We start from the raw sequence: 19,715 nt of genomic DNA, 5'->3' as shown, positions 1-19,715 counted from the left end.
ATCTTTTTCAAAAATAACTATAAATCTATTAAATTTTTAAACCAAGAACAATCTTAAATTACGTGTCAAAATAAATCACAATCTGAATATAAAAAATCTCACAAGGTAAAAGGGGTGGATTTATGAAAATAGAAGATGTTATAAATTTGGCTAAAAAAAGAGGACCAAAGACAGTAGCAGTTGCGTGTTGCCAAGATAAAGAAGTTTTGTTAGCTGTTGAAAATGCTAGAAAAGAAGGTATAATAAATGCAATTTTGGTAGGAGATATAGACAAAACAAAGCAAATTGCAGAAAGCCTAAATATAAGCCTAGAAAATTATAAATTAATAGACATAAGTGACTTAAGTGAGGCTTGTCTAAAAGCTGTACAACTTGTTTCTGAAGGTAGCGCAGATATTGTAATGAAAGGCCTAGTAGACACATCCATTATATTAAAAGCTGTTTTAAATAAAGAAATAGGTCTTAGAACAGGAAATGTATTAAGTCATACAGGAGTATTTCATGTTGAAGGATATGACAAATTATTCTTTATAACAGATGCTGCTATGAATATTGACCCAGATTTAAATACAAAAAAACAAATAATTCAAAATGCTGTCAAACTTGCAAGAGCATTAGATATAGACGAACCTAAGGTTGCAGTACTTTGTGCAAAAGAAAAAGTTAATCCAAAGATGCCGGACACAGTTGATGCAAAAGAATTAGAAGAAATGAATAAAAAAGGAGAAATTAAAGATTGTATAGTAGGTGGACCGTTTGCGCTCGATAACGCTATTAGTGAAGAAGCGGCAAAACATAAAGGAATAGACCATCCTGTAGCAGGAAAAGCGGACATACTGCTTGTACCGGATATTGAGGCAGGAAATATATTTTATAAATCTATGACTTTCTTTGCAAAAGCCCAAAGTGCGGGATTGGTGCTTGGAGCTAAAGCACCTATAGTTTTAACATCGAGAGCAGATAGCGATATAACAAAATTAAATTCCATTGCATTAGGCGTATTAGCAGCGTCTAAAAAAGATTAATTGTATTTAGTTAAAAATAGATAAGTATAGATTACTTTTTGTCAAAAGCTCTAATTAGAGAAAGTTTAGTATTTAAAATTAGGGGGAATTAATATGGAAAAGTTATTTAAAATTTTAGCGATAAATCCAGGTTCAACATCTACTAAGATAGCTGTTTATCAAGATAAAGAAGAAATATTTGAAAAAACACTTAGACATTCATCTGAGGAAATTGATAAATTTGAAAAGATAGCAGATCAATTAGATTTTAGAAAAGATATAATCGAAAATGTATTAAAAGAAGGTGGCATAAACTTAGCCGATTTAGATGCAGTAGTTGGTAGAGGTGGTTTGTTAAAACCAATTAAAGGAGGAACTTATATAGTAAATGATGCAATGGTTGAAGACTTGAAAATAGGCGTATCGGGACAACATGCATCAAACCTTGGAGGTATAATTGCTAGACAAATTGGAGATGAAATTAATGTGCCTTCATATATCGTAGACCCAGTTGTTGTAGATGAAATGGAGGAAGTTGCTAGATTATCAGGAGTTCCAGAAATGCCTAGAATTAGTATATTCCACGCATTAAATCAAAAGGCAATAGGAAGAAGGGCGGCAGAAAATATAGGTAAAAAATACGAAGACTGTAACTTTTTAATTGTACATATGGGTGGTGGAATTACTGTAGGAGCCCATAAAAAAGGTAAAGTAATAGATAATACGAATGGACTAGATGGTGAAGGACCTTTTTCACCAGAGAGAAGTGGTGGACTTCCAGTTGGAGCATTGTTTAGAGCATGTTATGGAGATGAAATGACAAAAGACCAAGTTTCAAAAAGAATAAAAGGACAAGGCGGAGTAGTTGCATATCTTGGGACTAATGATATTAGAGAAGTTGAAGCTAGAATAAATGATGGGGATGAAAAAGCAAAACTTGTATATGAAGCTATGATTTACCAGATATGCAAGGAAATAGGAGCATATGCAACAGTTTTAAAAGGCGATATAGATGCGATAATATTAACTGGTGGAATTGCTCATTCAGCTAAGGTAAGAGATATGATAAAAGAAAGAGTAGGATTTTTGGGAGAAGTATTATCTTATCCTGGAGAAGACGAAATGTCAGCATTGGCAGAAGGTGGACTTCGAGTATTAAAGGGCGAAGAAGAAGCCTTAGTTTATTAATTTGCATTAAAAATTCCATATAGAAATTTTTAAATATACACCTAAAAATGAGGAACAATAATAGAGTACTATTATTTGTTCCTCATTTTATTTAAAGATATAAATAAGTTCTTTAAAAAGATTTTTTATAACGCATAGGAAATTATATTCACTTATAAATAAATTACATCGAATAAAGATTTTTTTATAAAAATTATTGATTTGTGATAAAATAAAATATCTTGATAATGTATATGAAAATATCTAAATAGGTATTTAAAAGATAAAAAATGGAATAGATTGGAGACATGTTTATGAATAAATTATTAAATCATGGGATTGTTGAGGTTGCAACGCTTATTCCAAATGAAGTAAAGATTGCAAATCCGAAATTTAATGTAGATGAAATGTTAAGACTTCTTGATGATGTTATAGAACAAAATAAATCAGGTAAAAGACAAACTAGAGTAGTAGTATACCCAGAACTGAGCGTTACAGGATATACATGTCATGATTTATTTAATCAATATACTTTAATAAAAAGATCTTATGATGAACTTATAAGATTTGCAAAACTATCAAATAAAGAATATAGTCCACTTATATTTGTAGGGATGCCGATTAGAAAAGACAACCAATTATTTAACTGCGCAGTCGCAATACATAATGGTGAAATAATAGGTGTAGTACCAAAAACATTTATACCTAATTATTCTGAGTTTTACGAAGGAAGATATTTTGCGAGCTCAGTAAATAGAATAGATGACCAAATTGTGATAGGTGGAAAAACAGTTCCGTTTACACCAAATTTATTAGTAGAAGATACTCGCACAGGTGCTGTAGTTTCTGCTGAAATTTGTGAGGATGTTTGGGTACCGATACCACCTTCAAAATACCATTGTTTACATGGGGCAAATATAATTGTAAATTTATCAGCAAGTAATGAAACTATAGGAAAAGCTAAGTATAGAGAAGATTTAATAAAAATGCAATCAGCTACATCAAACTGTGGATATGTATACGCATCTGCATCAAGAGGAGAAAGTACGACAGATACTGTATTTTCAGGTCATAGTCTAATTGCAGATTGTGGAGTTATAGTAGGTGAGAGCAAGTTTTTAGAAGATATAGAAATAACTTATGGTGAAATAGATATAGAAAACTGTGAAAATGATAGAACAAAAACGACATCATATATGACTAATGTAAATAAACAAAAATATGAACGTATTTGTATAGAGACTTTTGCACCAGTAACAGATGAATTTGTTTCAAATAGAGAAATATCAATACTACCATTTGTTCCACACAATATAGATGAGCGTGCTACTGAAATATTAAAATTACAAGCAGCTGGTCTTGCTGGAAGACTTAAAAAAATAAATTGTAAAAATGTTGTTATAGGAATCTCTGGTGGATTAGACAGCACGTTAGCATTAATTGTAGCAGCAGAAGCATTCAACATAAATGGGCTTGATACAAAAGGAATACACGCTATTACAATGCCTTGTTATGGAACTACTGATAGAACATTAAACAATGCAAAAAAATTAATGGAATTATTAAATGTAACATCATATGAGATAAATATAAAAGATGCATGTGAACAACATTACAAAGATATAGGCCATGACAAATCTAACTTAGACGTAACATTTGAAAATGTTCAAGCGAGAGAGAGAACACAAATACTTATGGATATATCAAATAAAATAGGCGGATTAGTAGTTGGAACTGGCGATTTATCTGAATTAGCATTAGGTTGGTGCACATACAATGGAGACCAAATGAGTATGTATGGAGTAAATGCATCTATACCAAAAACTTTAGTAAGAGGAATCCTAGAATCATATGCACAACATCACAATGAACTAAGAGAAACTTTATTAGATATTTGCGATACTCCTGTTAGTCCAGAGTTACTTCCTCCAAATGAAGATGGAACAATAAAACAAAAAACAGAAGATAAAATCGGTTCATATGTAATACATGACTTTATACTTTACTACATGCAAAGACATGGATTTGGACCAAGAAAAATATTTGATTTATATATAAATGCAAAAACTATGCATGAAAAGAAAATGGGTGTTGAAAATCCAGTTATAGATAAGGCTGATGTGCTTAAAAATATGGAGATATTCTACAATAGATTTTGGACACAACAATTTAAACGTTCATGTATGCCAGATGGAGTAAAAGTTGGTAGTGTGTCATTATCACCAAGAGGTGACTGGAGAATGGCATCTGATGCATGTCAAAGTATCTGGATAGATGAATTAAACGAATTAAAGAATATAATTAAATAATTTTAAATATATTTTATAAACAGAAGTAAAACAAATTAATCCGTTTAATGTATAATGTATTATTTTTTCTAGCTAGAAAATTTTTCAAATTAAATCTGTAATTTAGATAATATGGTGATACAATATTATAAAGAGGTTAACTAGACGCAAAGTTGTTATAGGGGATTTTGTGTAAGGTGACTAATCATTAAAAAAAGAACAATTTTTGTGTACTCAAATAACCTGCATATACATAAATTTATATATTTTAGGGAATATATAATAAATAATAATAGGTATAGAGAAAGGGGTAAGATATATGTTATACACACCAAAGTACATTTTAGTGGCAGAGTTAGATAAAAAGGTTTGTGAATGCTCTGAATGTAAAAAATTCAGAGTACTATATAATCATAGTCAGATGACTGAAAGTAAAAATGAAGACATTTGTGATTCTACAAGCGATATAATAGCTGTTTGCTCAAAATGTAGTAGAATGTATAGATTTGATATGAGATACATAAAAAATGGAAGCGACCAAAAGCGTACGGTTTCAAATATAAGAGAAATATCTGAAACAAATAGCCAGGTAAGAGAACATATTAAACGTAATTATGGTTCTTATGAAGCATTATTTACTATAAGATCCGAAGATTTTATTACGAAAATAGTAGAAGAAAAAGAAGTAGAAAACGGAAAATATACAGAATACGTCTATATGGAAAAATAAATTTGATTTTGTATATGTAGATTTAGAATAAAACATAATACAAAAAATAAAGGCTTTAAAGCCTTTATTTTTTGACTAACAAAATAAATACGGGGGATAATCTTATGGTTACTGTAAACAAATACCTATATCAAGATGATTTTGGACAAAAAATATGTCCATGCTCAGATGCACAAAAATATAAAGTTTTATTTAGAGAAGTAAACGAAATAGAATTAAAGGGAAGTGAAGTAGAGGCAGTTACAAAAGCATCTATATACAAAATGGAAAAATTAGTAGTTATGTGCACAGAGTGTAAAAAAATATATTTTATTAGCTTATCTTTTGAAGGTAGTTTTAAATCACAATATGTAACACTACATAGTGTTGAGCTATTTGATGAAGATGTAATTGAGGCTAGAAATTTAATAAATAGAAGATATTCTGAATATGAAGGTGAATTAGTAGATATAGCTACAGATGATTATGTTATAAAAGTATTATTAAAATCTGATGATGACGAAAAAACAAATACTGTATATGTATATTTAAATAGAGAAGACAGCATACTATATTCTGATTTACAAAGTGAATAAAAGAACTTACATTCAAATAATAATACTGCATATTAACTATAATTGTTACGATTAGTTTATATGCAGTATTATTTAATTTATAAGATAAAATAAAGAGCTAAAGGCAATATTTATTTTTTATAAATATTTAATAAAAATTTTATAAAGTTTTGTTACTTTGATAGAGTAAAGAAAAAATTTTGATAAAACGAGGGATAACTTATGAAGATAAAAAATAAAGTAATAGTTTCTAATATAGTCATAGTAGTAATACCAATATTAACGCTATTAATTATAATGGGGATATCTATAAAAAGTAATAATTACCACGAAACTATAGAAGAAATTATAGAAACTTTAGTTAAGGATAAAAACTCTTTATATTCAGTACAAAGTTTAATATATCAATACGAAGATGATATATTGTCTATACCTAAATCAAGCTATAAAAATACAACACAAAAAGAACTAGAATCCAATCAATTATCAAATTTAAATCAAGAATTAAGTAAGTTAGGATATAACTTATCCATAGAAGTAAATAATAAAAATTTATATGATAATTTGACAAAACAGGAACATCAAAAGCTAAATGAACTGATAAAAAACTATGATAATAATTTTAAACATACTGTTATCACATTGGATTTCTAAAAGTATTTTAGTTCCATTAGAAAAGATAAGAGTAGGAAGTAAAAAAATAAGAGAAGGAGAGTTAGACAAGCCGATAAATTATTTTGGTAATGATGAGTTTGGAGACGTATGTAGAGATTTTGATGAGATGAGAGGATATCTTAGAAATTCAGTAGACGAAAGATTGAGATATGAAAAAAATAGAAGATGAATCAAAAAATATAAAATTTATAGATACAGTATGGGGCGCAGGTTATAGATTCTGCATATAATTAACAAACATAATATTAACAGTTAATAAATAATTAATATTTTATTTTTTTTATAGTTATTTTTATTTTGTATTATAAAGATAAAGAAATAAAAATAAGAAAATATTAGTTGTACAAGCATATAAAATATGTGTGTATCACGAGATTGTAGAGAAGGTGAAGTCTTTTTAATAGATTTTTAGTCTAAATACAGTTTTAAGGAGAGGTGAAAATGTTGAATTTAATGTTTGGTGGTTTGTGTATGGCTTTGGCGGATTCTGTACCCGGTGTTTCAGGTGGTACAATATTATTTATTCTTGGAATATTAGTAGTAGTTTTAATTACTTATTTCAATCCTATATCATCAAATTCTTATAATATAAGTTTTAAATATTTTGATATAGATTTAATGATTTATATTATATTAGTAGCAATTATAGCTGTATCTGCAATGGTACTTCCAGGTATATCTGGATCGACTTTGCTTTTGATATTTGGTTTATATCTACCTATTATGAAGAGTGTTCACAATATCTTGAATGGGAATTTCAGCCAAATGCCTATTGTATTAGTATTTATAGTCGGTTTGATAATTGGAATATTCTCATGTACAAAGCTAGTTAAATATTTATTACAAAAATATACTTCTGAGATGATATATATAATTTTAGGATTGATGATAGGTTCAATATATTCAATCATTATGGGACCCACAACTATTACAGGAACTTACAACTATGTTCCTGTTAATATTTATAATTTTAATGTACTATTTTTTATTCTAGGTGGAGTGTTAATAGGTGCAATTCAATATTTAAAACATTTGATTTTAAAACAATCAACAGATATGAATCTAAAAGAGATAGATTAATTAAAAAAAAATTCGCTTTGCTCATGGCGCCAACGACTTCGTCCGTTGCTTTAGTTAATAGGTTGGAAATTATATATTATCCAAAAACCAGATAATATATAATTTTCTTAGAATTAAAAAAGGCTGATTTCTATTTAAAGTAGAAATCAGCCTTTTATTTACATATTAACAGCTTTTTTATTTTCTGGTGTTTTTGATTCACTTTCTTTATTTGATTTAATATCATTAACAGTAAAAGTTTTTGCTTTAGAAGATATTTTAGATGTATTATCTTCTTCTTTTAAGTTTTTAAATGCTCTTGATAGCATAAGTTTTATTCTGTTTATTTGGTTAACTTCACTTGCAGAAGGGTCGTAGTCTATTGGAATTATGTTTGCTTTTGGATATCTAGCTTTTAATTCTTTTATAGGCCCCTTACCAATTATGTGGTTAGGAAGACAACCAAATGGTTGCATACAAACTATATTATCAACACCACTTTCTATTAATTCTATCATTTCACCTGGTAAGAACCAGCCTTCACCAGTTTGATTTCCGATAGAGACTAATGTTTTAGTCTTTTCTGCTAATTCATAAATACTTTCAGGTGGAGTAAATCTCTTGCTCTTTTTAAGTTCTTTTACGTAAGTTTTTTGGTAGAAACTAACTAAACCAATAAAGAATTTTGCAAAGAATTTACCTTTAGCGCTACCTTCTAGTTTGTTGTCTTTTTTGTATATATTGTTTAGAGAACAATACAAGAAGAATCCAGCAAGCTCTGGCATTACAGCCTCAGCCCCTTCTCTTTCAAGGACGTCGACAATATTGTTATTTGCAGTTGGATGGAATTTTACTAATATTTCTCCAACAAGACCAACACGAGGTTTTTTGATATCTAGAAGTTCTAGATTATCAAAATCTTTTATTATTGCTTTGATGTTTTTACTGAAAGTAGAGAATTTAGCACTTTCAAGTGAATCCATACAAATTTTAACCCATTTTTCATATAAAGCATTTGCGCTTCCTTTGACTTTTTCATAAGGTCTAGTTCTATATAATACTTTCATAAATAAATCACCATAAACTACAGCCATAAAGCCACGATTTAGTAGTGGTAGTGAAATATTTTCTTTAAGACCATTATCTTCTATGCCTTGTGCACTTAATGATACAACTGGTACATCTTTAAATCCTGCCTCATACATAGCTTTACGTAAGAAACCTATGTAGTTAGTCGCTCTACAACCACCACCAGTTTGAGTTATACCTACAGCTACGTTGTTTAAGTCGTATTTGCCTGATTTAAGAGCGCCTATTAACTGTCCTATAACTATGATGGCAGGGTAGCATGCATCATTATTTACATATCTTAATCCTTCCTCGATAATCTCTCTACTTGTATCTTGAAGGATTTCTACATTCCAACCACTTAAATTCACAGCCTTTTGGATGAATTGGAAGTGAATTGGAGACATTTGAGGAACTAGCAATTTACGTTTTGGATCAAATTTATCGTTTTTAGTGTAATGTATTTTATTTTCTTTTATATTTTTAACACTTATGTTATTTGCTTCTCTTTCTGACATAGCAGCTTTTAGTGAACGAAGTCTTATTTTTGCTGCACCTAAGTTATTACCTTCATCTATTTTTATTACTGTATATATTTTTGATTTTTCTGCTAGTATTTCTTGAACTTGTTCTGTTGTTACAGCATCAAGACCGCATCCAAATGAGTTTAGCTGAACTAATTCTATGTTATCGTATTTTTTAGTAAATTCAGCAGCTTTGTAAAGTCTAGAGTGATATACCCATTGGTCGACAACTCTTAGAGGTCTTTGTACTTGTGCAAGATGACAAACACTATCTTCTGTAAGTACTGCCATATCAAGTGAATTTATTAATTCTGGCATACCATGGTTAATTTCTGGGTCAAGGTGATAAGGTCTACCAGCTAAAACTATACCTTTTAAGTTTTCTTTTTCTATTTTTTTAACAGCTTCTTCGCCAGCATGTCTTATATCTGCTTTAAATGCTAATTCTTCATCTCTTGCAGCATCAACAGCAGCTCTAATTTCAGATTTTGAGATGTTTAATTCTGAAAAATAATTAGAGAAGACCTGACAAAGTCTTTGTTTTAAGTTTTCTTTATCATTTAAAGTCATAAATGGATTTATAAACTTAATATTCTTTTTCTTTATATCAGGAACATTGTTTTTTATTATTTCAGAATAAGATATAACGACAGGGCAATTGTAGTTGTTGTCTGAAGTTTTATCTTCTCTGTATTCGTGTGTTACAGCAGGGTAGAAGATAGTCTTAACACCTTTATCTATTAAACTTTGGATATGTCCATGGACCATTTTACCTGGGTAACAAACTGTTTCAGAGGCTATACTAGTCATACCTCTTTCATAAAGTTTTTTTGAAGATCTTCCTGATAGAGTTACTTTAAATCCTAATTTAGTAAATAAAGTGAACCAGAATGGATAATCTTCATACATATTTAAAACCCTTGGAATACCGACTTCACCTCGTGGTGCATCTTCCAATTTTAATGGTTTATAATGTTTAAATAATCTGTCATATTTGTATGCAAATAGATTTATTGGTTTTTCTTTATTTGGGTCAGGTTTTTCTGCACCATATAAAGCGGCACCATTTTCGCATCTATTACCAGATACAAATATTTCAGTTTCTGAGAATTTATTTATAGTAAGTAGACATTTGTTTGAGCAACCTTTACATCTACGAACTGTATTATCTACTTTGATGTTTTCAAGTTGTTTTAAATTTAAAAATTCTGTTTTATGTTGTGGAGTGTATTTTTCCTTACTTATTAAAGCAGCACCAAATGCACCCATTATTCCAGAAATATCAGGTCTAATTACATCTCTGCCGATTAATTTTTCAAAGCTTCTTAAAACTAAATCATTGTAAAAAGTACCACCTTGTACAACTATGTTTTTACCAAGTTCATTTAAATCTCTAATTTTTATAACTTTGAATAAGGCGTTTTTTATAACTGAATAAGAAAGACCTGATGATATATCGGCAACTGTAGCACCTTCTTTTTGTGCCTGTTTAACTCTAGAATTCATAAAGACTGTGCATCGAGAACCTAAATCAACTGGATGTTGTGAATATGTACCTTCTTTTGCAAAGTCTTGTATAGACATAGAAAGTGATTTTGCAAAAGTTTCAAGGAAAGAACCACAACCAGAAGAACAAGCTTCATTAAGGATAATATTGTCGATAACTCCATCTTTTATATGAAGGCATTTCATATCTTGGCCTCCGATATCTAATATGAAGTCTACTTGTGGGTCAAAGTATTTAGCTGCTTTGTAGTGAGCCATAGTTTCTATTTCACCATAATCTATTTTTAACGCTTTTTTTAGTAAAGCTTCACCATATCCAGTGACGCAAGATGAAACTATGTGGACATCTTTTGGCAGGCAGCTATAAATATCTTTTACTATATTTATAGAAGTTTGAAGGGGACTACCTTCGTTACTACTATAATATGTATAAACTAAGTTGCAATCTTCATCTATTAATGCGGCTTTTGTAGTTGTAGAACCGGCATCAATACCTAAGAAGCAATTTCCTTTTATATTTTTTATATCTTTTTTAGTAACTTTAGATTTATTGTGTCTATTTATGAATTCGTCATGTTCTTGTTTGTTTTTGAATAGAGGCTCTAAACCTTCTGTATTAGATAAGTTTACACCTTCGATTTTTTTTGTTTTATTTATCAAATCTGATAAATTAATATCGGGTTCATCTTTTGCTAATATTGAAGCACCCATAGCGATATATAACTGTGCATCTTTTGGAAATACTATATTTTCATCGCTCAAGTTAAGTACATTTTTAAATGCTGTTCTAAGTTCTGATAAGAAGTATAGAGGACCTCCTAAAAAAGCTACATTTCCTTCTATAGCTCTACCACAAGATAAAACGCTGACTGTTTGAACTACGACAGCATTAAATATACTCATGGCTATATCAGCTTTTCTTGCACCATCATTTATCAATGGCTGAATATCTGTTTTTGCAAAGACACCACATCTAGAGGCGATAGGATAGATAACCTCATAATCTTTAGCCATTTCGTTAAGTCCAGCAGCATCTGTTTTTAGTAAAGTTGCCATTTGGTCTATAAATGCACCAGTACCACCAGCGCAGATACCATTCATTCTTTGATCAATACCACCACTTAAATAAGTGATTTTTGCATCTTCACCACCAAGTTCGATTACAACATCAGTTTCTGGGTTGAAGGTTTCAATTGCTTTTGTAGATGATATTACCTCTTGTACAAATTTTAAACCTAAATACTTAGAGATATCTATTCCTCCAGACCCAGTTACTACAGTAGAAATTCTGATATCCCCGAATTTTTCATAAACTTCTATTAAAACTTCTTTAACGGCTTTTTTTACGTCTGAAAAATGTCTTGTATATTTTTTGAATACAACTGTATCTTTATCTAAAACGACTATTTTAACTGTAGTAGAACCGACATCTATCCCTACATTAAATATTTTTTTCATAAAATTAAACCTCCTCAAACTGCCCCAAAGTAATTATAAACTAAAAGCATTAACTATTAATTCTTCTATGTATTTTAGCTCTTTTTCATCGTTGTAATTCCCATCAGGATCGAAAATATACTTTAACATGACATATCCACCTATATTTGAAATAACAGTTCTGACGATAAGTCCATTAGGAACGTCTTTTATCATCTTATTTTCTTTAAAGTAATTTAATATTTTGTCAAAACCGTCCATTATAGTAGATTTTAAACCATCTACAATTTTTATTCTTAGCTCTTCACGATAAAGCACTTCTGCCAATAAGATGTGAGCGACTTTATAATTTTCACTCATAAAATTAAATCTTTCATAGACAAGTTCATGTATAAATGATTTAAAGTCAGGATATATATCCTTTATTTCAACATCTTCAAAATCTATTATCATTTCTGGAAGAACATAATCAAATATAAATGGCATAATCGAAGAAAGTAGTAAATTTTCTTTTGTGCCGAAATGTTTAAATATTGTACCCTCAGCAACACCTGCGATTTTTGCTATCTCACTGGTTGATGTATTGGAATACCCATTTTTAGCAAAAAGGTCAATGCTAGTTTCTAATACCCTTTTACACTTGGCTGTCATTGTTTTATTTTCTAATATGTCTTTCTTATATGAATTTAAAATAGAATGTTGCATTTGAAATTTCTCCTAAAATTTGAAGTTTCATATTAAAACAAAACTATTAATAAGAAAATTTTTATTTAACACATTATTAAATAATATTTTTCCAAAGTATTAAAGTGAGTAAACACTCACAATATGAACCATAAAAATAGTGAGTAAATACTCACATACATACAAGTATTATAGTGATGATTACCATAAAATGTCAATCGAAAGAAAGGTGAATTTATGTTAAAGTTTTGTTAAATAATATACAAATTTAGACTATAGATAAGTGAATATAAAATTAAAAAAATCACTTTGTTCATGTAGCCAATGACTTCGTCCGTTGATTTAGATAATTTATTTATAATTAAAAAAAGATAGACATTTTGACGTCTATCTTTCTATAAAAAGTAAATATTATTATTTGCATTTAAAGCTTGAACAATATGTTTCAGAGTATAAATTAGCTGAATCAGCACTAGATGTTACTGATATATTATTTAAGCTACATACATTTCCTGCATTATAAGCACATGTTTTTACATTACATCCTATGTAGTCGCAACTTCCATTAGTACAAGTATTGCTTGTTAAGTTACTGTAAGTAGATTGGTCTAAAAATGAAGAACAACAAGTATGGTTACTTGTATGAGCTTTTTTTCCTGTTATAGATATTCTATTTGCATAACAAACTCCTGCATCGTTATGCGAACAATTTAGTACATTACATCCTATTCTAGCCATTATTTTGAACCTCCTATTAACTTTAATTAATAAAAGTATTTCCAAAATATAAAAAAATATGTATTGTACATAGATTATTCTACTATTGATTGAAACACATCTTTATCTAATAGTGACTTTGCTATTAGTGAACATGAAGAAGGGTAATTTGAAATATTTGGCCAAATATTTATTATCATTTTTTCATAATCTAATAATTTTAGATTTTTACCGTTTTTAACATTTTCAGAGAACTCCTCAGATTTTTCCTTCATTTTTAAATATATATCTATAGTTAAATCAAAAAAGACGGTTGCCTTGTGACATGGTTGTTTTAAAATTAGTAGGTTTTGTCTAAACTCTAAATAATCAAGTCTATCTGATGTAGTATAAGAGTTATTTTCCAAGATAAACACACCTCAATTCCATAAAATTATTATTAATAATTATATTTTGCACACCTAAAAAATATGACCAAAATATAGTGTTATTAATGTATAAATATTAGCAAAAATGGCTAAGATACTAATAAAAATCCTACATATTTACAAAGGAGGAGGACATAAGTAATGAAAAAGATGGAGAATTATCGCTGGATTATTCCGTCATTAGTAGCATTAGGAGTAATACTATTAAGTGGAGGTATTTTTTTAGGGGTTAAGAGTTATGAAACGCTTGAAGCAAGTAACAGCAAAATTGACAAAACAAATCAAAAGAGTCTTTCTAGTCAACAAAAATTTAAATTAGATGAATACTGTCAAATATGGCTTCAAGATGATAATGAAATACCAGTAATGTTAGGAAAAGTAAACGAGGACTTATTAAATAAAACTGAAGATGAAATTAAAGCGGCCTTAAAAGAAAAATATCCAGACAAAGAAGTATCTACAATGAATAAATATCAAATAATTTTAAAGACTTCTGATGAAACTACAGATTTATCAAAAGCAAATAAATATACATTAGAAAATGAAGATGGATATATAACTGTTTTCAAATATAATAAAGAAGGTAAAAAAGAATTAGTAGAAAAAACTTCTATCCAAATAAAATCACTTCCAAAATCAGTTCAAGAAGAACTTAAAGAAGCGATAGTATTAGATAATGAAGAAGATGCTTATTCTAGACTTGAAGATTTCGGTAGCTAATAAAATTTAATATATACCTGAGAAATATGTCCTTTAAATGTTAATAGCATAATTTTGCTGACAACATTTAAAGGACATATTTTTATATTTATAGAAATAATATTTTTAGTTTATTTGTTAAAGCTTTAGTTTATTTGATATAATAGATGAGAACATAGGTTTGGATAAAAATAAATTTAGGAGGTCAGTTTTGGTTATTTTAGGAATAGACCCAGGGATAGCTATAGTTGGATACGGAATAATAGAATATAAAAATAATAAGTTTAGAGTTATTGATTATGGGGCTGTTACAACTAACGCAAACACACCAACAGATCAAAGGCTAGCACTTGTTTATAAAGGTATAGATATTTTAATTAAGAACTATAATATTGATGAAGTAGCGATTGAGGAATTGTTCTTTAACAAAAATGTAAAAACAGCAATCACAGTTGCACAGGCGAGAGGTGTAATTATGTTGGCTTGTACACACAATAATAAGCCTATTTATGAATATACACCACTTCAAGTTAAACAAGGTGTTGTTGGATATGGTAGAGCCCAAAAAATGCAGGTACAACAGATGGTGACATCTCTTTTAAAATTAAAAGAAATACCAAAACCAGATGATACTGCTGATGCTCTTGCAATAGCTGTATGTCATGCACATGCAAATAGACTAGAAAAGACTTTAAAAAACTTTAAATAATTTTATAAGGAGAATGTATGTATAGCTATATAAAAGGAATCGTAGAGGAAATATATTTAGATAGAATAATTTTAGAAAATAACGGAATTGGATACGAAATAAATGTATCTAGTTTTACGGCGCAAAGTGTACAAAAGGGAAAAAGTGCAAAAATATTTACAAAATTAATAGTAAGAGAAGATGACATGAGTTTGTGCGGATTTTCAACTCAAATGGAACTTGAGATGTTTAAACTACTTACATCAGTGTCAAAGATAGGTCCAAAAGTAGGTCTTGGAATTTTATCTTGTGCAACGCCACCACAACTTAGTGCATATATCCTTAGTGAGGATATTGCAAAATTATCGAAATGTCCAGGCGTCGGTAAAAAAACTGCTGAGAGAATAATTTTAGAATTAAAAGATAAAGTAGATAAAGATATGGCAGAGTTTGAAGCTACTTTATTTAATCAAGCACCTACAGGATTAGAGTTAGATGAAGCATTAGAAGCATTATTAGCTTTAGGATATTCAAGTACAGAAGCTAAAGAAGCTGTTCAAAAATTCAAAAAAGACGGATTAAAAACAGAAGACTTAATTAAAAAATCACTTACATATTTAATGAGTAAGTAATTAGATTTAAATAGACGAAAATATAGAAAGGAGATTGGTAAATGTTTGATTTAGGTGATGAAAATAGATTGATAACTTCTAGCATGAAATCAGAGGATACAGAAACAGAAGTTAGTTTAAGACCTAAGAGTTTATCGGATTATTTAGGTCAGGAAAAAGTAAAAGAACAATTAGAAATATTTATAGAGGCAGCAAAATCTAGAAATGAGCCACTAGACCACGTTTTATTATATGGACCTCCAGGTTTAGGAAAAACAACTTTAGCTGGAATAATAGCCAATGAAATGGGTGTAAACCTTAGAATTACATCTGGTCCAGCTATTGAAAGAGCTGGTGATTTAGCGGCAATTTTAACTAATTTAGAGGAAAATGATGTATTATTTATTGACGAAATACACAGAATAAATAGGAGTGTAGAGGAAGTTTTATACCCTGCAATGGAAGATTACTGTATAGATATAATTATCGGAAAAGGACCATCAGCGAGAAGTATAAGGCTTGATTTACCAAAATTCACATTAATTGGTGCGACGACTAGAGCGGGAATGCTTACAAACCCACTTAGAGATAGATTTGGAGTAATATGCAAATTAGACTACTATACAGTAGATGAATTAGCTCAAATTTCAATGAGATCAGCAAATCTTCTAGAAGCAGAAATAAACTTAAATGGAGCAACAGAGATTGCTAGACGTTCTAGGGGGACACCAAGAATAGCAAATAGACTTCTAAAAAGAGTTAGAGACTATGCTCAAGTAAAAGCCGGCGGAAATATAACTGATGAAGTTGCAAATGATGCCTTAGAATTATTAGGTGTAGACAGTTTAGGTCTTGATGATGTTGATGAAAAACTACTTTTAACAATAATCCACAAGTTTGGCGGTGGGCCAGTAGGATTAGACACATTAGCAGCATCAATTGGAGAGGATAGAAATACAATAGAAGATGTTTATGAGCCGTATTTACTTCAACTAGGTTTTATAAATAGAGGGCCTAGGGGGCGTATTGCTATGCCAAGAGCATATGAACATTTAAATATAGAATATCCCCAAAAATAAGATTTTATAAAAGTCTACCCAAATAAATAAATATTTGTTATCATTGTATTTGTATGTTTTGACAAATATTTATTTAGAAAGGAAGTTAAAAAATTGAAAACAAGCGATTTTAACTTTGATTTACCAGAAGAATTAATTGCACAAGTTCCAATAAAAGATAGAACAAGTTCTAAACTTATGGTACTTAATAAAGAAACTGGTGAAATCGAACATAGAATATTTAAAGATATAATAGATTATTTAAATCCAGGAGATTGCCTAGTTTTAAACGACACTAGAGTAATCCCAGCTAGACTTATCGGTTCAAAAGTAGAAACAGGTGGAAAAATAGAATTTTTACTTTTAAAAAGAACTGAAGATGATACTTGGGAAACATTAGTTAAACCAGGTAAAAGAGCTAAAATAGGAGCTAGATTCTCATTTGGAGATGGCAAACTAATAGCAGAAGTAGTTGGAATGGGTGAAGATGGAGCTAGAATAGTTAAATTCGAATATAATGGTATATTTGAAGAAATTCTAGACGAATTAGGAAACATGCCACTACCACCATATATAACAGAAAAACTAGATGAAAGAGAAAGATATCAAACAGTTTATTCTAAACATAATGGTTCTGCAGCAGCTCCAACTGCTGGACTTCACTTTACAGAAGAATTATTAACTAAAATAAAAGAAAAAGGTGTTGATTTAGCATTCGTAACACTTCATGTTGGTCTTGGAACTTTCAGACCAGTAAAAGTAGATGATGTTAACAGCCACCAAATGCATTCAGAATTCTACATGGTGACAGAAGAAGCAGCAGAAAAAATAAATAGAGCTAAAGCAAATGGAAATAGAGTAATAAGTGTTGGTACAACAAGTACAAGAACTATAGAGTCAGTAGCTGATGAAAATGGCTTAGTAAAAGCTACATCAGGATGGACAAATATATTTATATACCCAGGATACAAATGGAAAGTTATAGATAACTTAATAACTAACTTCCATTTACCAGAGTCTACACTTATAATGCTAGTTAGTTCTTTAGCAGGAAAAGAGCATGTATTAAATGCTTACAATCAAGCAGTTAAGGACAAATACAGATTCTTTAGTTTTGGAGATGCAATGTTTATAAAATAATAATATCAAACTTAACTGGGGGCCGAAAAAATGAAAAGAAATACAAAGCAGACTTTTATTAAAATAGCACATTTATGTGAGATTTTACTGTCAGTAGTAATACTATTAGTCATACTTTTAGGTATATTCGATATTTTGAGAGAGGTTTATGGTGCTTATATTATCGACTTCGCAAATCCTGTTAATTACGAGCAACTAAATAACTTCTTGGCACAAATATTATTACTTGTAATAGCCGTAGAATTAGTAATTATGCTTTGCTTACATCGACCTGAAACTTTATTAGAAGTTCTTTTATACGCGATAGCAAGAAAACTACTTTTAATACCTAAGTCATCAAGTGCAGGTGAATTATTATTAGGTGTATTAGCTATAGCAGCTATATTCTTCATTAAGAAATATTTAATGCCGGAAAAGGACAAAGAAAGCACAGAAAAAGAATCAAAATCTACTATCAAAAGTATAATAGCATCTTATCTAAAAGATGATGATGAAAATGTAAGTATGTTTTAATAAATATACTTACATCATAAATTTAATATAGAGATGAATCAATATATTTGAAATTTTAAGGAGAAACAAAATGAGTGCAATAAGATACGAACTTATCAAAACTTGTAAACAAAGTGGTGCAAGACTTGGAATATTACACACACCACATGGAAGTATAGAAACGCCTATATTCATGCCAGTTGGGACACAAGCAACAGTAAAGGCGATGACACCAGAAGAATTAAAAGAAATAGGATCACAAATAATCCTAAGTAATACTTACCACTTATATATGAGACCAGGTCATGAACTAGTAAGAGAAGCTGGTGGGCTTCACAAATTTATGAACTGGGACAAACCAATATTAACAGATAGTGGTGGATTCCAAGTATTCTCACTAGGACCACTTAGAAAAATAACTGAAGAAGGTGTTACATTTAAATCACATTTAGATGGTTCAAGACACTTCATAAGTCCAGAAAAAGCTATGGAGATACAAAATGCATTAGGTTCAGACATAATGATGGCATTTGACGAATGTGCTCCATACCCAGCTGACAGAGAATACGTTAAAAAATCTTTAGAAAGAACTACAAGATGGCTTCAAAGATGTAAAGATGCTCACAAAAATACAGAAAACCAAGCATTATTCGGTATAATCCAAGGTGGTATGTATAAAGATTTAAGAGAGCAATCAGCAAAAGAAATAACTGCTATAGATTTACCAGGATACGCAATAGGTGGACTTAGTGTTGGAGAACCTAAACCACTTATGTACGAAGTATTAGAATATACTACACCACTTATGCCAGTTGATAAGCCAAGATACCTAATGGGTGTTGGTTCACCTGACGACTTAATCGAAGGTGTAATAAGAGGAGTAGACATGTTCGACTGCGTACTTCCAACTCGTATAGCTAGAAATGGTACTGCTATGACTAGCCAAGGTAAAGTTGTAGTTAGAAATGCTGCTTATGCTAAAGACTTTACTCCATTAGATCCAGAGTGTGATTGCTATTGCTGTCAAAACTACACAAAAGCATATATAAGACACTTAGTAAAAGCTAACGAAATATTAGCTGCTAGACTTATAACTACACACAACTTAAGATTCTTACTTAAATTAATGGAACAAGTTAGACAAGCAATAAGAGAAGATAGATTACTAGACTTCAGAGAAGAATTT

19 protein-coding genes are annotated in these 19,715 nt (G+C 29.9%); 15 read left to right on the top strand and 4 right to left on the bottom strand.

The genetic code is table 11. From position 1 onward, the window contains the following. The first annotated feature begins 122 nt into the window (after nt 1-122). The 8 genes from I4U58_RS05870 to I4U58_RS05835 all read left to right on the top strand — a co-directional run bounded on the left by I4U58_RS05870 (nt 123) and on the right by I4U58_RS05835 (nt 7,498). Nucleotides 123-1,025 carry a phosphate butyryltransferase gene (locus tag I4U58_RS05870; RefSeq protein WP_195930100.1) on the top strand — a complete coding sequence of 301 codons (903 nt, stop codon included), beginning with the start codon at nt 123-125 and terminating at the stop codon, nt 1,023-1,025. Between the two features lie 93 nt (nt 1,026-1,118). Beyond that, nucleotides 1,119-2,192 carry a butyrate kinase gene (gene buk, locus I4U58_RS05865; RefSeq protein ID WP_195930099.1) on the top strand — a complete coding sequence of 358 codons (1,074 nt, stop codon included), beginning with the start codon at nt 1,119-1,121 and terminating at the stop codon, nt 2,190-2,192. Nucleotides 2,193-2,485: 293 nt separating this feature from the next. Then, the gene (locus I4U58_RS05860; RefSeq protein ID WP_195930098.1) at nt 2,486-4,480 is read left to right on the top strand and encodes an NAD(+) synthase; all 1,995 of its coding nucleotides are present in this window, start codon (nt 2,486-2,488) and stop codon (nt 4,478-4,480) included. A 298-nt stretch (nt 4,481-4,778) separates the two neighbouring features. Then, the gene (locus I4U58_RS05855) at nt 4,779-5,189 is read left to right on the top strand and encodes a hypothetical protein (RefSeq protein ID WP_195930097.1); all 411 of its coding nucleotides are present in this window, start codon (nt 4,779-4,781) and stop codon (nt 5,187-5,189) included. Nucleotides 5,190-5,293: 104 nt separating this feature from the next. Beyond that, nucleotides 5,294-5,764 (top strand): hypothetical protein, encoded by a 471-nt coding sequence (locus tag I4U58_RS05850; protein WP_195930096.1) that lies wholly within the window; start codon nt 5,294-5,296, stop codon nt 5,762-5,764. A gap of 201 nt (nt 5,765-5,965) precedes the next feature. Beyond that, complete coding sequence (locus I4U58_RS05845) at nt 5,966-6,397, top strand: hypothetical protein (RefSeq protein WP_195930095.1); 432 nt, start codon at nt 5,966-5,968, stop codon at nt 6,395-6,397. After that, nucleotides 6,354-6,587, top strand: a complete 234-nt coding sequence (locus tag I4U58_RS05840; protein ID WP_195930094.1) for a methyl-accepting chemotaxis protein — start codon at nt 6,354-6,356, stop codon at nt 6,585-6,587. The genes I4U58_RS05845 and I4U58_RS05840 overlap by 44 nt, the downstream gene beginning before the upstream one ends. 272 nt (nt 6,588-6,859) lie before the next feature. After that, the gene (locus I4U58_RS05835) at nt 6,860-7,498 is read left to right on the top strand and encodes a DUF368 domain-containing protein (RefSeq protein WP_207743833.1); all 639 of its coding nucleotides are present in this window, start codon (nt 6,860-6,862) and stop codon (nt 7,496-7,498) included. Nucleotides 7,499-7,656: 158 nt separating this feature from the next. On the opposite strand, the gene I4U58_RS05830 is transcribed toward I4U58_RS05835, so the two are convergent. The 4 genes from I4U58_RS05830 to I4U58_RS05815 all read right to left on the bottom strand — a co-directional run bounded on the left by I4U58_RS05830 (nt 7,657) and on the right by I4U58_RS05815 (nt 13,820). Beyond that, complete coding sequence (locus tag I4U58_RS05830; RefSeq protein ID WP_195930092.1) at nt 7,657-12,033, bottom strand: 2-hydroxyacyl-CoA dehydratase; 4,377 nt, start codon at nt 12,031-12,033, stop codon at nt 7,657-7,659. Between the two features lie 33 nt (nt 12,034-12,066). Further along, nucleotides 12,067-12,717 carry a TetR/AcrR family transcriptional regulator gene (locus I4U58_RS05825; RefSeq protein WP_195930091.1) on the bottom strand — a complete coding sequence of 217 codons (651 nt, stop codon included), beginning with the start codon at nt 12,715-12,717 and terminating at the stop codon, nt 12,067-12,069. A gap of 393 nt (nt 12,718-13,110) precedes the next feature. Next, nucleotides 13,111-13,434, bottom strand: coding sequence for a DUF1540 domain-containing protein (locus I4U58_RS05820; protein WP_195930090.1), 324 nt, complete (start codon nt 13,432-13,434; stop codon nt 13,111-13,113). Nucleotides 13,435-13,508: 74 nt separating this feature from the next. After that, nucleotides 13,509-13,820, bottom strand: coding sequence for a hypothetical protein (locus I4U58_RS05815; RefSeq protein WP_195930089.1), 312 nt, complete (start codon nt 13,818-13,820; stop codon nt 13,509-13,511). Nucleotides 13,821-13,982: 162 nt separating this feature from the next. Here I4U58_RS05815 and I4U58_RS05810 point away from each other — a divergent pair, with 162 nt between their 5' ends. The 7 genes from I4U58_RS05810 to tgt all read left to right on the top strand — a co-directional run. Further along, nucleotides 13,983-14,561 carry a hypothetical protein gene (locus I4U58_RS05810; protein WP_195930088.1) on the top strand — a complete coding sequence of 193 codons (579 nt, stop codon included), beginning with the start codon at nt 13,983-13,985 and terminating at the stop codon, nt 14,559-14,561. Between the two features lie 190 nt (nt 14,562-14,751). After that, nucleotides 14,752-15,249 (top strand): crossover junction endodeoxyribonuclease RuvC, encoded by a 498-nt coding sequence (ruvC, locus tag I4U58_RS05805; protein WP_195930087.1) that lies wholly within the window; start codon nt 14,752-14,754, stop codon nt 15,247-15,249. A gap of 17 nt (nt 15,250-15,266) precedes the next feature. Then, the gene (gene ruvA, locus I4U58_RS05800; RefSeq protein ID WP_195930086.1) at nt 15,267-15,860 is read left to right on the top strand and encodes a Holliday junction branch migration protein RuvA; all 594 of its coding nucleotides are present in this window, start codon (nt 15,267-15,269) and stop codon (nt 15,858-15,860) included. A gap of 41 nt (nt 15,861-15,901) precedes the next feature. Continuing rightward, the gene (ruvB, locus tag I4U58_RS05795; RefSeq protein ID WP_195930085.1) at nt 15,902-16,918 is read left to right on the top strand and encodes a Holliday junction branch migration DNA helicase RuvB; all 1,017 of its coding nucleotides are present in this window, start codon (nt 15,902-15,904) and stop codon (nt 16,916-16,918) included. Between the two features lie 93 nt (nt 16,919-17,011). After that, complete coding sequence (queA, locus tag I4U58_RS05790; RefSeq protein ID WP_195930084.1) at nt 17,012-18,037, top strand: tRNA preQ1(34) S-adenosylmethionine ribosyltransferase-isomerase QueA; 1,026 nt, start codon at nt 17,012-17,014, stop codon at nt 18,035-18,037. Between the two features lie 30 nt (nt 18,038-18,067). Further along, a complete protein-coding gene (locus I4U58_RS05785; RefSeq protein WP_195930083.1) occupies nt 18,068-18,550 on the top strand; it encodes a phosphate-starvation-inducible PsiE family protein in 483 nt (160 codons plus the stop codon). Nucleotides 18,551-18,620: 70 nt separating this feature from the next. Then, nucleotides 18,621-19,715: tRNA guanosine(34) transglycosylase Tgt (gene tgt, locus I4U58_RS05780; RefSeq protein ID WP_195930082.1), on the top strand; the 1,095-nt coding region annotated here is incomplete at its 3' end.

It is taken from the genome of Clostridium sp. 1001270J_160509_D11, assembly GCF_015667935.1.
Taxonomy (GTDB): domain Bacteria; phylum Bacillota; class Clostridia; order Peptostreptococcales; family Peptostreptococcaceae; genus Intestinibacter.
This window is presented reverse-complemented; position numbering and strand designations above follow the sequence as displayed.